This is a genomic window from uncultured Metabacillus sp. (assembly GCF_947503125.1).
Taxonomy (GTDB): Bacteria; Bacillota; Bacilli; order Bacillales; family Bacillaceae; genus Metabacillus.
This window is the reverse complement of sequence record NZ_CANNCR010000033.1, coordinates 30,808-46,860: the sequence shown is the minus strand read 5'-3', so window position 1 is coordinate 46,860 and position 16,053 is coordinate 30,808. Positions and strand designations below refer to the sequence as shown.

At 36.3% G+C, this 16,053-nt stretch carries 16 protein-coding genes; 10 read left to right on the top strand and 6 right to left on the bottom strand.

What is annotated here, in order from left to right; all coding sequences use genetic code 11:
* The first annotated feature begins 302 nt into the window (after nucleotides 1–302).
* On the top strand, nucleotides 303–1,634 hold the full coding sequence (locus Q1B07_RS18115) for a hemolysin family protein (RefSeq protein WP_299092790.1): 1,332 nt from the start codon (nucleotides 303–305) through the stop codon (nucleotides 1,632–1,634).
* A gap of 100 nt (nucleotides 1,635–1,734) precedes the next feature.
* Nucleotides 1,735–2,727 (top strand): L-glyceraldehyde 3-phosphate reductase, encoded by a 993-nt coding sequence (gene mgrA / locus Q1B07_RS18110; RefSeq protein WP_299092788.1) that lies wholly within the window; start codon nucleotides 1,735–1,737, stop codon nucleotides 2,725–2,727.
* 260 nt (nucleotides 2,728–2,987) lie between these two features.
* On the opposite strand, the gene Q1B07_RS18105 is transcribed toward mgrA, so the two are convergent.
* From Q1B07_RS18105 to pgaC, 3 genes are read right to left on the bottom strand one after another with little or no spacing between them, the layout of a single operon-like run.
* Nucleotides 2,988–3,110 carry a hypothetical protein gene (locus Q1B07_RS18105; RefSeq protein ID WP_299092787.1) on the bottom strand — a complete coding sequence of 41 codons (123 nt, stop codon included), beginning with the start codon at nucleotides 3,108–3,110 and terminating at the stop codon, nucleotides 2,988–2,990.
* A gap of 13 nt (nucleotides 3,111–3,123) precedes the next feature.
* The gene (locus tag Q1B07_RS18100) at nucleotides 3,124–3,567 is read right to left on the bottom strand and encodes a poly-beta-1,6-N-acetyl-D-glucosamine biosynthesis protein PgaD (RefSeq protein WP_299092786.1); all 444 of its coding nucleotides are present in this window, start codon (nucleotides 3,565–3,567) and stop codon (nucleotides 3,124–3,126) included.
* Complete coding sequence (gene pgaC, locus Q1B07_RS18095) at nucleotides 3,528–4,763, bottom strand: poly-beta-1,6-N-acetyl-D-glucosamine synthase (RefSeq protein WP_299092784.1); 1,236 nt, start codon at nucleotides 4,761–4,763, stop codon at nucleotides 3,528–3,530. Before pgaC ends, Q1B07_RS18100 begins: the two co-directional genes overlap by 40 nt.
* Nucleotides 4,764–5,137: 374 nt before the next feature.
* On the opposite strand from pgaC, the gene Q1B07_RS18090 reads away from it, so the two are divergent.
* From Q1B07_RS18090 to Q1B07_RS18055, 8 genes are all read left to right on the top strand, one after another.
* A complete protein-coding gene (locus tag Q1B07_RS18090; protein WP_299092782.1) occupies nucleotides 5,138–5,527 on the top strand; it encodes a ribbon-helix-helix protein, CopG family in 390 nt (129 codons plus the stop codon).
* Nucleotides 5,528–5,905: 378 nt separating this feature from the next.
* Complete coding sequence (locus tag Q1B07_RS18085) at nucleotides 5,906–6,859, top strand: ABC transporter permease (protein WP_299092781.1); 954 nt, start codon at nucleotides 5,906–5,908, stop codon at nucleotides 6,857–6,859.
* Nucleotides 6,849–7,802 carry an iron chelate uptake ABC transporter family permease subunit gene (locus tag Q1B07_RS18080; protein ID WP_299092778.1) on the top strand — a complete coding sequence of 318 codons (954 nt, stop codon included), beginning with the start codon at nucleotides 6,849–6,851 and terminating at the stop codon, nucleotides 7,800–7,802. Before Q1B07_RS18085 ends, Q1B07_RS18080 begins: the two co-directional genes overlap by 11 nt.
* Entirely contained in the window at nucleotides 7,799–8,566 is a 768-nt protein-coding gene (locus Q1B07_RS18075) for an ABC transporter ATP-binding protein (protein WP_299092777.1), read from the top strand. Before Q1B07_RS18080 ends, Q1B07_RS18075 begins: the two co-directional genes overlap by 4 nt.
* 200 nt (nucleotides 8,567–8,766) lie before the next feature.
* On the top strand, nucleotides 8,767–9,813 hold the full coding sequence (locus Q1B07_RS18070) for a siderophore ABC transporter substrate-binding protein (protein ID WP_299092776.1): 1,047 nt from the start codon (nucleotides 8,767–8,769) through the stop codon (nucleotides 9,811–9,813).
* 313 nt (nucleotides 9,814–10,126) lie between these two features.
* Complete coding sequence (locus Q1B07_RS18065; RefSeq protein WP_299092775.1) at nucleotides 10,127–12,202, top strand: GAF domain-containing protein; 2,076 nt, start codon at nucleotides 10,127–10,129, stop codon at nucleotides 12,200–12,202.
* A 196-nt stretch (nucleotides 12,203–12,398) separates the two neighbouring features.
* A complete protein-coding gene (locus Q1B07_RS18060) occupies nucleotides 12,399–12,977 on the top strand; it encodes an NAD(P)H-dependent oxidoreductase (protein ID WP_299092774.1) in 579 nt (192 codons plus the stop codon).
* Nucleotides 12,978–13,120: 143 nt separating this feature from the next.
* Nucleotides 13,121–13,699 carry a class D sortase gene (locus Q1B07_RS18055; protein ID WP_299092772.1) on the top strand — a complete coding sequence of 193 codons (579 nt, stop codon included), beginning with the start codon at nucleotides 13,121–13,123 and terminating at the stop codon, nucleotides 13,697–13,699.
* A 29-nt stretch (nucleotides 13,700–13,728) separates the two neighbouring features.
* On the opposite strand, the gene tatC is transcribed toward Q1B07_RS18055, so the two are convergent.
* The 3 genes from tatC to Q1B07_RS18040 all read right to left on the bottom strand — a co-directional run bounded on the left by tatC (nucleotide 13,729) and on the right by Q1B07_RS18040 (nucleotide 15,965).
* On the bottom strand, nucleotides 13,729–14,475 hold the full coding sequence (gene tatC / locus Q1B07_RS18050) for a twin-arginine translocase subunit TatC (RefSeq protein WP_299092770.1): 747 nt from the start codon (nucleotides 14,473–14,475) through the stop codon (nucleotides 13,729–13,731).
* A gap of 99 nt (nucleotides 14,476–14,574) precedes the next feature.
* Nucleotides 14,575–14,805, bottom strand: coding sequence for a twin-arginine translocase TatA/TatE family subunit (gene tatA / locus Q1B07_RS18045; RefSeq protein WP_299092769.1), 231 nt, complete (start codon nucleotides 14,803–14,805; stop codon nucleotides 14,575–14,577).
* A gap of 266 nt (nucleotides 14,806–15,071) precedes the next feature.
* On the bottom strand, nucleotides 15,072–15,965 hold the full coding sequence (locus Q1B07_RS18040; RefSeq protein WP_299092767.1) for an RluA family pseudouridine synthase: 894 nt from the start codon (nucleotides 15,963–15,965) through the stop codon (nucleotides 15,072–15,074).
* Nucleotides 15,966–16,053 lie beyond the last annotated feature (88 nt).

The following is a 16,053-nucleotide window of genomic DNA, read 5'->3' as shown; positions in this document are numbered from 1 at the left end:
TCATGGAATAGAGTACAAGCTATCGGATATTCGCTAGACAAAAAAGGACCGGGCGGTTTTTGCCCGGTTTTTCTTATGTTTTAAAGTAATTTGTTATTAGTTTTACTGATAAGCTGGGATTAACCAGAGTTTGTCCTTTAGGAGCTTTCAACGGAACTTTTCAGTGTTTTTTTAAAAGGGAGAATTCGCTTTTCAACATTCAGAAATATCTTCCTTAAAAAAATCAACAATTTAGGGCATGATAAAATATTATACTTTGGATTTGTATTGAAATGATTTATTAACACCGGGGGTTGGTTTTATTGGCATTGGAAATCATGATCCTAATCGTCCTTATTATAGTAAATGCATTTTTTGCTGCTTCTGAAATCGCTTTGATTTCATTAAATGATAACAAGATCAAGATATTAGCTGAAGGCGGGGATAAGAAGGCGAAAATGTTGAATAACCTTTTGTCTGAACCGAGCAGCTTTTTGGCAACGATTCAAATTGGGATTACGCTTGCAGGATTTTTGGCGAGTGCATTTGCGGCTGAAAGCTTTGCAGGGCAATTAGCCAGCTTGCTATATGAATGGGGTGTGCCAATTTCTGAGGAATTGCTAGGGACAATCTCGGTGATTGTCATTACACTCGTTCTTTCCTATTTCACGTTAGTTTTAGGTGAGCTTGTACCAAAACGGCTTGCGTTGCAAAAAGCTGAAGCGATCTCATCATTTGCTGCCACCCCGCTTACCCTTTTATCGAAAATATCATCTCCATTTGTTAAATTGTTGACATTATCGACGAATTTCATCGTTCGTTTATTTGGAGTAGACCCAAATGCGGATGAAGAAAATGTCACGGAAGAGGAAATCCGCATGATGGTCGATGTTGGAAAAGAAAGAGGAACGATTCAAGAAACAGAAAAAATCATGATTAATAATATTTTTGAATTGGATAACAAAACAGTTTCGGATATTATGACACATCGGACAAACATTGTCGGGATCCCTCTAGACTATACGTTAATTGAAACCGTTCGGTTAGTGAATGTTGAGAAATACACAAGATTCCCGGTTTATGAAGAAAAAATCGATCATATTGTCGGGATTTTACATGTTAAAGATTTAATTCAGTTTATTGAAAATTGCCATGAACAAGCATTTAAACTAAAGGAACTACTAAGAGAACCCTATTTTGTTTTAGAGTCAAAGCGAATTGATGAATTGTTTAAAGAAATGCAGATGAATAATATTCATATGGCAATTGCCATTGACGAATATGGAGGTACAGATGGGCTCGTAACAATTGAAGACGTGATTGAAGAAATCGTGGGAAATATCTTTGATGAATACGATGATCGTGGGATCGATGAAGAAGAAATAATTGAGCTTGATGAAAACACATATCTCATACCTGGGATGACCAATCTTTATGTTGTTGAAGATCTTTTAAACATTCATTTTCCAACAGAGGATTTTGATACATTAAGCGGCTTTGTCATTGGGCAGCTTGGCTATATTCCGAATGAGGATGAAAAGCCTGAAGTTGAATTGGAAAATATCGTGTTTAAAGTTGAGAAAATGAATGATAAGCGAATTATGCAATTACGTGCATCGGTAATGGAAAAGACTGAGGAAGAAGTACTTGAATGAAGCCAGCTTTTAAAAAAAGCTGACTTCATTCATTTTGAACACAAATAGAGAAGAAATTGAGGTAGAATGGAGGAGAAAGTAATTTTGAAAGGGGATACATATGGGATATATAGCGAGTAAAGAGCGTTATGAGACGATGAAATATAACCGTGTTGGGAACTCAGGTTTGTTATTACCAGCCATTTCACTTGGGTTATGGCATAATTTTGGTGGAGTAGATCCGTTTGAAAATGGCCGTGCAATATTGCATAGAGCATTTGATTTAGGAATTACCCATTTTGATCTCGCGAATAACTACGGACCGCCGCCAGGAAGTGCGGAAGAAATGTTTGGAAGGATGTTGAAAACAGATTTTGCTGCTTATCGAGATGAAATGATCATTTCGACAAAAGCGGGCTACCATATGTGGGATGGCCCATATGGTGACTGGGGATCAAAAAAATACTTGATTGCCAGCCTTGATCAAAGCTTAAAACGGATGGGGCTCGATTATGTTGATATTTTTTATTCCCACCGTCCTGATCCAAACACACCTTTAGAGGAAACAATGGGTGCTTTAGCTCAGATTGTTAAACAAGGGAAAGCATTATATGTTGGGATTTCAAGCTATGATGCAGTGCAAACAGCAGAAGCGGTGAAAATCTTAAACGATCTAGGTACACCATTACTCATTCATCAACCAAGTTATTCCATGTTCAATCGCTGGATTGAAGACGGGCTTCAAAATGTATTAGCAGAAAATGGTGTTGGTTCGATTGCATTTTGTCCTTTAGAGCAAGGTCTGCTAACGAATAAATATATTTCCGGCATCCCAGCTGACTCGAGAGCGGCAAAAGCGAATACGTTCTTAAATAGGGACAGGGTTACAGAGCAAGTAGTTAGCCGCTTGAGACAGCTAAATGAGCTTGCGGTAGAACGCGGCCAAAACCTTGCACAAATGGCATTGGCTTGGGTGCTTCGAGAAGGACGGTTAACCTCTGCTTTAATTGGCGCAAGCAAGGTAAGTCAAATCGAAGAAAATGTTGCTGCACTTAATAATCTTTCGTTTTCAGAAGAAGAATTAGCTATGATTGATGAGATTTTAAAACAATAATAGTGAAGCAATGGCTGACTAAAAGAATGACTTCACAATATGTTGAGGTTAATTATTTTCGTCAGCTTTTTTTATTTTTCGCAGACCATAAGGGCAAGATTGGGGACGAAATTCATGTAGATTCCTTGATAGAAAGAGAAACGACTAATATAGATAGTCACATCAATACAAGCTCAGCTCTCAAAAGTTCCTACGAATGCGTTGGCATCCTCATATTTTATCCTATTTCAGAGTTAGTTGTCCTTATTGGGTAAGGACAACTAATCAAGTTCTTCTGGAAAAAACATGGTTGATTTAGAATCATTCATATTATGAAAGAAGAAAAAAATACATCCAAAAGCAACAATTAAAACAATACTGGCACCAATAATTTTTTTCTTCATAAAAATGCACCTATTATATTTCTTTTATTGGATTTTTCTCAAATATAATAACATTTGATTGCTGTAATGAGTCATAATCTTTTTCGCTCATGAACTGAAGACTTAGAAGATCTTCTTTTGTAGCATTTGCTGGATAGGTTCTTCTATTTAAAGATCCAAATCTTTTTTTGTTGTAAATTTTCCAGCCCCAAAGCATTAAATAAAAGATAGCCCAAATGAATAGGATAATAAAAAGAAAGGCACGGATGTCGCTATTAGTCATTTTAAAGGACATTTTTATAAGACTGCTGTAAGGATCATGATAATCAAATATAGCAGTAATGAAAAAGATAACAACAAGTGCACAATAAGCCCAAACAACTAAAAAAAAAATCGAGATTACTAGTTCTCTTAAGCAATTCATTTTTGTATGAACGATTAACCCACTTTTCTGTTCCCTCTGTCTGGGCTTACCCATGTAGCATAACCTCCATTTAATCTGGATTTAATTGCTTTTGGAAGAGCAAACATCACTATAACCGTGTTCAATAACCAGTAAATTGCAGGATACCACGCAGCCCATAAATAATACATTAAAATATTGTCATACTTTGAATCTGTTCTTATTGATACCCAAAGCTGGATAAGACTCATAAAAACAAGGGAAAAGGATGAAAAAGTAATCCAGATAAAAAACTGCTGTATGGATGATGCTGATAATAAATAATAAAGAGTGACGAAAACCCATGAAAAAGACCATATTAAACTCGCCCATTGTTCTAAATAAACAGGCCAAATTCTCCTTTGTTTCCAGTTTAATAGAATCCGCCAATATCTCATCATCACCTCTTGTCCACCTTGAGCCCATCTGATTCTTTGTTTCCAAATGCCTTTTATGGTTTCGGGAACAAGCATCCAGCACAATGCACGAGGTTCATAGCGAATATCCCAAAAGCGCTGTTGCAATTTCCGAGAAATGGAAATATCTTCAGTGATCATATCTCTATCCCAAAGGCCAACATCAATAAGTGCTTTTTTTCGAAAAGCAACAACTACTCCTGAAACAGTCATGATTTTACCCAGTATTCTTTGGGTTCTTTTGATTGCTCCTATAATTGATGCGTATTCGACGATCTGTAAACGGCTGATCAGTGTATCCCGATTACGGATCCTAGGGTTACCTGTTACTGCTCCTAATCTTTCTCCTTTATGAAGAAAATGGTAAACTAGGTAATGTGCTGCATATGGGTCCAATAAAGCATCAGAGTCTACACATACAAGATACTCAGCATTCGATGCATGACTGGCAATAATTAAAGCATTTGCTTTCCCTCTATTTTCTTGGCAATCTATAACTTTTAGATCTTGATATTGTTTAGCTAGCTCCTGAAGGATTTTAAATGTATCATCTGTACTTCCATCATTTACAACGATAATTTCCTTCTTCGGATAATAGATTCCAGTTAAATTCTTGATCGTTTCTTCAATTGTTTCTTCCTCGTTAAAGCAAGGGACCAAAATGCTAATCAATGGCCATTCAATATGTTCAAAGTCAATAACTTTTTCTTTCTCACGATATTTAAAGAATAGACTGGAACCAGCTATCCAAAGCAAAGACATCATTAAAGGATACCAAAAGACAAATTCGGACAGAAAACGAATAAAGCCTTCCATATTTCACCTATCACTTCTACTTTATTTTATTTGAATAAGGGAATTAACTAGTGAACCATACATATTACCTAAGTAATAATACCCATTTTGTTAACCGACTACAAGATAAACTTACAGACTATTTATGAAAATCTCCAATTAGCTCCTACACATTGCCCGCAAGCATTGAAATAACTCCCAATGAAGGTTATCATTTTATTAAAAGATAAGTATAAAAATTGAACTTAGTTTTAGTGTCTAGCTCCAGGCGCCATCGGCTCTAGGGTCTAGTCAAATAGGAATTGAAGGTAAAGAACACCTTCTATTCCTATTCGCCTTATGCTTGTCGCCGAATGCTTAGCGCCTTGCGCTTTTCTTATTTCAGGAGAGGGAAAATGAAGGAACTTACATTTAAATCGTATGCTCAATTCCAGCAATTTATTGAGCATAAGGCGATGGAAAAGGCAGTCATGAAAGGTTTGGAAGGTGAAGAGCTGACCACATTTAAAAATGAATTTAAAGAAAGAGCAAATAAAATGTGGAAAGAAAATGATTGTGACCATTGGATTGAAAAGCATGGCTATGTCATTATCAACGTGTGGAAGGATGAAATTGGCAGAAGAAAAATAGCGAGAGGCAGGCCGAAAAAGCTTGATTCAGACAAGTTTAATCATTCAATCCATGTACGACTGGATGATGAGGCATACGCAAAGCTTAGCCAATATTGTCGTGAAAAAGATATGGATATCTCAGAAACGATTAGGGAAATGATTAGAAAACTCTAGAGGATACGTATATGATAGGATGGATCCCTCCGAAGTGGACAGATAAAAGTCTGTTTACATTGGGGGGATTTGTTATGCCGTCTCATTATTAATCGGAAATGGAACCTGCGTAAATAAATATTTGGAAATTTTGTGAACTTGATTTATTTAATAAAAATATTTCGAAAATAGTACTTTCCACTAAATATTTTTTGTGATACATTAAATAATGTAGTTGATAATCAATCTCATTGAAAACGAACTTGAAGCAAAACAAGCTCATTTTTTTTTGAGTCCAATGATAATGATTATCAAAGATAGTTAAAGAAAGTCAGCACTTGGAATGATAATCGTTTTCCAATTGTCATGCTGAGAATAAATACGTAATGAGGATTACATATGAGATTATGGATGTTAGTGATTGCGACGATCATCCTGTCATGTATTTCGCTTTTTATAGGTGCGATTGATATCAAGATAAGTGACTTGCTCGATTGGAATTCGGATAAGACGCAGCTTTTCTTGATCAGTCGAGTGCCTCGTTTATTGGCGATTATTTTGGCGGGAGCAGGAATGAGTATAGCGGGTTTAATTATGCAGTCTTTAAGTCGAAATAAATTTGTATCGCCAACAACAGCCGGTACGTTAGATGCAGCAAAACTAGGAATTTTAATTTCCATGCTGTTTTTTACAAATACAACATATATGCAAGAAATTATTTTTTGCTTCGGATTTGCTTTAGCTGGTACCTTAATTTTTATGCAAATTCTCGATCGTATTAAATTTAAAGATGTCATTTTCGTCCCGTTAATCGGGATTATGTACGGAAATATATTATCATCGATTACAACGTTTTTTGCATATGAAGAAGATCTTATTCAAAACATTTCTTCTTGGTTAATGGGGAGTTTCACCTTAATTATTGCGGGTCGTTATGAATTGTTATATGTAAGTATTCCCGCTGTTATTTTAGCGTATCTTTATGCAAATAAATTTACTGTTGCAGGTATGGGCGAAGATTTCGCGAAAAACTTAGGCTTAAGCTATAAGCTTGTGTTAAATATAGGTCTTATCCTTGTTGCGATTATTTCGACAACAGTTGTACTAACAGTCGGGGTTATTCCGTTTTTAGGTTTAATCGTACCGAATATTGTCTCTCTTTATTTAGGTGATAATTTACGGAAAACAATTCCTCATACGGCAGTATTAGGGGTTGTCTTTCTATTAATATGTGACATTATTGGCCGAATTGTTATTCATCCTTATGAGATTCCAGTTAATGTAACTGTAGCAGTAATCGGCAGTGCGATCTTCTTAATTATGTTATTTAGGGGGAGAGCATATGCGAAATAGTACGAAGTTGATATTATTAGCTGTAATAGCCATTATTTGTATTTTGTTATACGGGTTTTATGATATAAAAGGCGGCTTTGATTATGCCTTCCCACGACGTATGATTCGTGTGACGGCAATGGTTGTAACAGGGGTTGCGATTGCGTATGCAACAGTCGTGTTCCAGACAATTACACATAACCGTATTTTAACACCTTCTGTAATGGGCATTGACTCGATGTACGAAGTCGTACAAACATTAATTTATTTCTTTGCTGGGTCAATGTCGATTTGGGTATTAAATAAATATTTAAATTTCGGTGCAGCGATTTTTGCCATGGTCTTATTTGCTATCCTATTATATCGTTTCTTATTCCGAGCAGATAAGCATCCTATTTATTTACTCCTTTTAATAGGAATGATTTTAGGTGCGCTTTTAGGAAGTCTTGTGACATTTTTGCAAGTACTGATCGATCCGGTGGAATATTTAAGTCTGCAATCTCGTTTATTCGGGAGCTTTGCAAATGTAAAGGCTGATTTATTATATATTTCAATCGCTATATTAATCATTGCCTTTATTTACGGTTATTCGATTATGGATAAGCTGGATGTTATGTCACTTGGTCGTGAAAATGCGATTAACCTAGGTATTAACTATGACCGTATGGTAATGAATATTTTAATTTTATCGTCCGTCTTAATTGCGACATCCACAGCACTTGTCGGCCCGATTACGTTTTTTGGCTTAATCGTGGCGAATCTTTCTTATCAATATTTAGTTACGTATAAGCACTCTATTTTAATTTTAGGTGCAAGTTTGATTAGTATTATTGCATTAGTCGGTGGTCAGTTCCTTGTTGAACATATTTTTGAATTACGGACAACGCTAAGTGTCATTATTAACTTCATCGGTGGTATTTACTTCATTTACTTATTATTAAAGGAAAGTAGGGCAGCAGGATGATTGAAATCAAGGGATTAACGAAGCGATTTGGTAAGAAACCTGTTGTAGAAGACGTATCTGTCACAATTGAGCCGGGGACGATTACATCGTTTATCGGACCAAATGGTGCCGGTAAATCGACACTTCTTTCCATGGTGAGCCGATTATTAGAAGCAGATACAGGGGAAGTATTACTTGATCAAAATAATGTGAAAAAGTGGAAGTCGTCTGAGTTTGCCAAGCGAGTTTCGATTTTGAAGCAAGCAAACTTTATTAATGTTCGATTATCGGTACGTGAGCTTGTTGCATTTGGGCGCTATCCGTATTCAAAAGGTCGTCTTACAGCTGAGGATGAAAAATTTGTTGATCAAGCAATTGAATATATGAACTTGACAGAGATGCAAGATAAGTTTTTAGATGAATTATCGGGCGGGCAAAAACAACGTGCGTTTATTGCGATGGTTATTGCGCAAGATACGGACTATGTATTGCTTGACGAGCCTTTAAATAACCTGGATATGAAGCACTCTGTTCAAATCATGAAGATTTTGCGTAAGCTTGTAGATGAACTTGGGAAAACAGTGATCATTGTCCTGCACGATATTAATTTTGCATCTGTTTATTCAGACCGCATTGTTGCATTAAAAAACGGTAAGCTTGTTAAAAACGGATTAACAAATGAGATTATTAATTCGGATGCACTGCGGGATATTTACGATATGGATATTCCAATTCAAGAACAAAATGGATGCCGTATTTGTGTATACTTCAATTCACATATGTGAGCCAGCAGTAAAGACCAGCCTAGAGAAAATATCTATCAAGTATAATGTTTTTCTCTAGGTATTGTTATTCGAAATTGTCTAATATATTTTTTTAAATGTTTTGACGCTAATGATTAAATGATCTTATAATGACAATCGTTATCAATGATAATGATAATCATTAATGATAAAAACAAATAGATAAGAGGAGAGTAAGGCAAATGAAAAAATGGAATTTAGCCATTGTACTAGTAGCTATGTTGTTAATGCTTGCTGCATGTGGTTCTAATGAAGAAGCTTCAACAGAAGAACAAAATGAAACGATTGCAGCTGAAAATCAAGCAGCAGGAACAGAAGAAGCTAAAGAAGGAGAAGGTCCTGTTTATCCAATGACTGTATCTCCAACAATTGGTTCAACCGAAAGTGAAGAAGCAGGTACAATTAGTTTTGAGGATGTTACATTCGAAAAGATGCCGGAAAAAATCGTTGTATTTGATTATGGTATGTTAGATACATTAGATGCTCTTGGAGTTGAAGGGATCGTAGGGGTTGCTAAAGACTCAAGCTTACCGGCTCACCTTGAAAAATATGAAAGTGATGAGTATGCAAACATTGGTAATTTAAAAACCCCATTACTTGAAGATATCGCAGCACTTGAACCAGACGTTATCTTCATCTCTGGTCGTCAATCTGCCTTCTATGAAGAATTAAAAGAAATCGCTCCAGTCGTATTCGTTGGTACTTCACAAGACGATTACTGGAATACATTCTTAGCTTCTGTAGATACCGCAGCTAAAATGTTTGGTAAAGAAGCCGAAGCTGATGAATACCTAGCTAAATTTGATGCAGCTTTTGAAGAAATTAAAGCTTTAGCTGGTAACTATGAAACGTCATTAGTTTCGATGTACAACGAAGGGAACTTATCAGGATTCGCACCAAATTCTCGATTCGGTTACATTTATGATCTATATGGCTTCAAACCTGTAACAGAAGATATTGAAGCTTCTTCACACGGTTCAAACTTCGGATTCGAAGCAATTTTAGAATTTGATCCACAAGTATTATTCGTAATTGACCGCACAGCGGCAACAAATGGTAACAAATCTAACATTGAAGCAGACATGGAAAACGACATTATTAAGCAAACGACAGCTTATAAAAACAATCGTATCGTATACTTAGATGGTCCACTTTGGTACTTAAGCGGCGGCGGTTTACAATCTGAGCTTGCAAAAATTGAAGAAGTATTAGCTGAATTAGGACAATAATTTGTGTGAAGGCTGTCCAGGGAGTTAGTGAAAACTGACTTTCTGGCAGCCTTTTTGTTGTTTTTTAAAGGTCTTTTATCTCATATAGGAACTTAAAACATTTTGTACAATAGGGGCTGGGACAATAATAGGTTCCAGTTTTTGTTTTTTCTCTCACTAGTACAATAGTACCTCAAGTATTTACTTTTAAATATGGTAGGATAAATATAGTTTGAAAGTAAGGTAATTTTTATAAATCTCATTGGCCAATAAACCCTAAAGGGATGCTGTATTTTTTTAACATAGAATTTTCGGATAGGGTACATGTGATTAAATGTTTGGAGTGATTTCTATTTTTAAGCTAGAGGGTATGTATAATGAAAATAGCTCCTCTTTTTTAGAAAAAGAACAGAGGAGATTAACAGAGCTATATCATCTTAATCTCATTGATACTCCTGAAGAAAAATCTTTTGACCGGATTACAAAATTGGCAAGCAAGCTTTTTAACGTTCCAATCTCTCTCATTACGTTAATAACAGAGGATAAACAGTGGTTTAAATCATTCGTTGGTTTACCTGAGAACATAAAGGATTCGCGTTCAACTGAAAGAAGTGCTGCTTTTTGCCATTATGTAGTGGTTGATGAGAACCCAATGGTTGTTCAGGATTCATTAATGGATGAGAGATTTGTTCATAATCGACTTGTAAAAGAATACAATATCCGTTTTTACGCAGGTGCGCCGATTATAACAAAAAATAATAATGTATTAGGGACTTTATGTATTATCGATACAAAGCCCCGTTCGTTCAGTGATGAAGATTTAAAAACATTAATCGATTTAAGCAATTGGGTCAAAGCAGAAATTGATTTAAAGGCAGACTTAATGGAGAAAACCATTAGTGAACGGTCAATCAGGATTCTGCATGAAGTAACTAGTAATCTTGAACTGGGTTTTCAGGAAAAGTTAAAAAATCTTTTGGAATTAGGTTGTGAACGGTTTCAGATGCCCCACGGGATTGTTTCCCGGATCAATGATGGAAAGTATAAGGTTTTGGAGGCCAAAACTGAGACAGGCTTTCTGAAATCAGGAGATCAACTTCCATTGGAAGAAACCTGTTCATCCAAAGTGGCTGAAGCTTTAGAGCCGATTCATCTTAAACAAACTCCATATAATATTAATGGTTTCAAAATCAATGAGTATATCGGAGCACCAATCTTTGTCAATCATCAATTCTATGGAACGTTTTGCTTTTTATCTGATAAACAGGCTGCTTATAAAATAAGTTATACAGACTTAGAGTTTTTGCAATTAATGGCCCAATGGATTGGAAATGAAGTTGAGCGAATCCAATCAGAAAAAAAGCTGAAGGAAAGTCAAGATCGCTTTCAACAAATTGTGAACAATATTAAAGAAGCCTTTTGGATGTATGATTTAAATGAAGAGAAGCTTTTATACCTGAGTTCGACATGGCATGATTTTTCAGGGAGGACCTTTGAGGAGTATAGCGAAAATCCTTTACTATGGCTAAACGCTATTCACCCGGATGATCTTGATTTCACCCTGAAAAGTTTTAATAATCGTAAGGAAAGAGTAGATTTTGAATCCCGCATGTTTCATGCAAATGGGTCAATGCGTTGGATACGTCATCGCGTCGTACCAATCATAAATAAGGACGGATCAATCAATCAAATCGCAGGGGTTGCCGAGGATATAACGGAAGCAAAAATGAAGGAAGATCTCCTTAGAAAAGCAGATAAGCTGGCAGCGGTAGGGCAATTAGCAGCAAGTATCGCTCATGAAATAAGAAACCCGCTAACAAGTATTAAAGGCTTTATGCAGTTAATTAATGACACTCAGTTTCCTTTTCAGGATCTTTTATTTTCAGAACTGAAGCAAATTGAAAATTTTATCACTGAAATTTTGCTGCTTGCGAATCCGCATCATGAAATAAAGCGAGAGCAAAAGAATATGTATACACTTCTTCAGGAGGTTTTGTCTGACATAAAGGATCAGGTAAGCTTGTTAAATATTCAGTTTTCATTAAAAGTCGCTGATTCTTCTGTATCCATTCTTTGTGATGAAAGTCAGATTAAATTAGTATTGAGAAATATAATAGACAATGCGATTGAGGCGATGCCAAATGGCGGAACCGTTTCAATTGAGCTCGGCAAAGAAAAGAATCAATTTGTCTATATTCTCATTGAAGATGAGGGCATTGGGATAGCCGAGGAAAGGCTGGATACTCTCGGGGAACCCTTTTACTCCAATAAGGAAAAAGGCAGCGGTTTAGGCTTAATGATCAGCTATAAAATGATTCAAAATCATAAAGGAACCATCGAGTTTAAAAGTCAGGTGAATATTGGTACAAAAGTGAAGATTTTATTGCCAATTGAAGATCTTGAAACATGATCCATATACAATCGGAATTGGACAAGCTCATACTGGATAAGGCAGAATGAGCATGCAGGCAGATAACCGGCAATATGACCTCACCCCAGGCTTTTATGCCATGTTCCTGTTTAACAATCATTATTTGTAAAGCTTTTTTATGAATACAGGCCACGAAAAGATCCATACTAGAAAAAAATAACGTTTGGAGGCTTGTATGAAAACGCTCATCATATTGGCACATCCTAATGAGGATAGCTTTAATCATGCTATTTGCAGTGAGGTAAAAGAACATTTAACCAAGAGAAATTTTGAGGTTAAAATACGGGATCTCTATAAGCTGAAATTTGATCCACTATTAACAGAGGATAATCATACAGAGTTTTATCAAACTAAGCTTCCTAAAGACATTTTGGAAGAACAAAATGAGATAACCTGGGCGGAAAACCTCGTCTTTATTTTTCCTACCTGGTGGTGCGGCATGCCAGCAATTCTGAAAGGGTATATTGACCGTGTGTTTACAAATGGATTTGCATTTAGATTTGGAAAAGGGGAGATTGACGGTCTTCTTAAAGGGAAACGAGCCATCATATTGCAAACGACCAGCCAAACAGAAGAGTTTATGAAGCCCAGCCAGCTTGTTTCATCCATGGAAACATCAATGGATGTTGGGATTTTTGATTATTGCGGAATCAATGTGATCACACATAAATTCTTATTTTCCGTGCCCCATGTTGATAAAGAAACGAGAGAAAAAATGTTAAAGGAAATTAAAGGGATAACGGAAATTTTATAAATTAGTTTCACAGTTAGTTATCGGAATGATCGGCATTTACAAAAATTTAACAATTGAACCCCCTATTTACTCTGCTCTTTTAATAAAGGACATCTTCTCTGTGATATAATGAACTTATTAATAGAAGAAAGAGTGGAAGGTAGATGAAGAAGCTATCCTATTTATTAATTGTTGTTGGCCTTTGTATTGTGGCATATGCTGGTTGGGAAATGGTTGATACCAAAAAGCAAACGTCAAAATCATTAGAGGAAGCTCAAGCAATGGTTGAATCTCCACCTGCTAAAGAAGTGTTTAAGGATAAGAATGGGGCATTTAAACCGCCGGTAGGGGAAGCGGTTGGGATCTTACATATACCAAGGCTAAATGCGCATTTGCCGATTGTGGAGGGAACAGATCCTGATGATCTCGAAAAAGGTGTAGGCCACTATAAAGGCAGTTATTATCCGGGTGAAAATGGACAAATTGTTCTATCAGGACATCGGGATACTGTATTTCGCAGAGCTGGAGAGCTTAAAATCGGTGATTCGCTCGAAATTGGTTTGCCATATGGCAGCTTTGAATATGAAATCACGAAAACAAAAATTGTCGAAGCAGATGATGTTAGCATTATCACCTTACAAAATGAAACAGAGGAGCTTCTTTTAACAACCTGCTATCCGTTCAGCTATGTTGGCAATGCTCCGCAACGTTATATTATCTATGCCAAGAAAAAGAGTGTTTAATAGTAAACAGCCTGAAGAAGTGAGAAAGCTCAGGCTGTTTTTTCATTTGATTGCAGCATGGTTTGTTCGAGAGAAATCTTCTTACGGTACACAATTTTTGATAAGGTAATGCTGAACTCGTAGAGCAGCAATAAAGGGATAATCACTAAAATATCTGATATAAAATCAGGAGGTGTAATAAAAACAGAAATGATGATTAAAACAAAATAAGAGACCTTTCTGGTTTTTGCTAGCCTCTGCGGATTAATAATACCTAGTCTTGTTAAGAACATGACAACCGCGGGCATTTCAAATAAAAATCCGAAAGGTAAAGTAAGATTAATCATAAAACGAAAATATTTATCGACTGTAAAAAAGGTTTCAAATTGATCTCCAGCAAGGCTTTGCAGGAACGACAGGACGATGGGAAATAATACAAAATAACCAAAGGTAATCCCTGAAAGAAATAAAATAAAAATTCCAGGAATAAATGCTAACGTAACCCTTTGCTCCTCCTTTTTTAACCCAGGCTTGACAAAAAGCCATATTTGCAAAGCTGCAACAGGAATCGTTAAGGTAATCGCGCTAAAACCTGCGATCGCCATATAAATCCAAAGAATATCTCCTGGCCCCAAAATGGCTAATTTATCATGAAGGTCTTTTACTAAAAAATCATGAATGTCCTTTACGAAGATAAAGGAGGCAAGGAGGGAGAGGAGGAAAAAACTCAAGGTAATAATGATCCTTTTCCGCAGCTCACTCAAGTGTTCAATCACGTTCTTTTCTGTTAAGTCCATTCCATTGCTCCTTTCCGTAAAAAAGAAAGATTCGAATTCATCATAAGAGAAAAAAGATGTAAGCAAGTTATGGATTATTCCTGCCTACATCAACTTATGTTAGCTTCCAGTTTTCGTTTTTGCACTTTCAACCGCATGAAGCTTTTTATCATCTTCCTCGTTATCTGAATCCTTTTTGTCACCATTTACTAAATCATTTGTTGCCTTTTTAAACTCTTTTAAGGTTGATCCGAAAGCACGTCCAATTTCCGGTAGCTTTGAAGGGCCAAAAATAATTAATGCAATAACTAAAATTAAGATCAGTCCTGGTATACCTATGTTTTGTAACATATGAAACCTCCAATTATAAATATTGATGTTAAAGTACCGAGAAAATCCTGCCTATGTACAAACTATCAATAAATTATTAACTTCATGTTGATGTACTGTAAATATTTTATTAAATCAGAAATTCAGGCAAAAAGCACCACATAGTCCGTAAACCATAGGAAATAATTCTCGGAAAATGTGGTGCCTTTGTTTGTCAAATAAAGTTCGTAGATCAATCAGTCTTCTTCTTCAAAAATAAATCATCGAATTAGTGAATATTGCCCTTTTTAAAGAAAGGGAAGCATATCCTTTGGAAATTCAGCTTCAACCTCGACCCCTTCTCCAGTTAGGGGATGGATAAGTGTCACCTTTGCAGCATGTAGTGCTTGTCTGTTCATGATTCGCTTTTTCGCCCCATATAGCACATCACCAATGATTGGATGGCCGATCGAGCTTAGATGCACACGAATTTGATGAGTTCTTCCTGTATCAAGCCTGAGTTCAACAATTGATAATTGTTGATCAGGGATATAATGTTTGACTTGAAAATGGGTTATCGCCCTCTGACCAGTAGGTGATACCCTTCTTCGTGTCGCATGGTGACGGTCCTTTCCAATCGGCTTATCAATCGTTCCTTTCCTTTGAGCAAGCTTGCCTTCAGCTATAGCAATATAGGTCCGTTTAATTTTTCTTTGCTCAAGAGCTTTATCCAATAATGTATGGGCCAGGTCATGCTTAGCAAAAATGATCGCTCCCGATGTATCCTTATCAAGTCGATGAATATGCCTTACTTTGAGTTGTTGTTCGTTCATTTGATAGTAATAGGCAATGCCATTTGCCAATGTCCCTGTTTGTTCAGGAGCATTTGGGTGTGTATCGATACCTGCCTGTTTATTCACAATCAGCATATGGTCATCCTCATAAAGGACTTCAATAGGAAGCTGCTCTGGAACTACACCATAATCCTCCGTTTTAAATAAATGTAAGGATAAGCTGTCATTGATATGAAGCCTATGATTTACATCTGCTTGCTGATCATTTTTTCTAATGGCTTTCATCTGATTCCATTTTTGAACGAGGGCTTTTGAAGCGCCAAGTTTATTAGTTAGAACATGGAAGACGGTGTTATTTGCCCAGTTTTCGGGAATGTCGATTTCAAGCCATTCACCCACTCGTTTCAAGTACTTCACCAACCTTAACTGTTTTCATTTATCTGTAAAAAAGTATACAGAACCAATATTGGATGTACAATCTAGTTCCGGTAACACT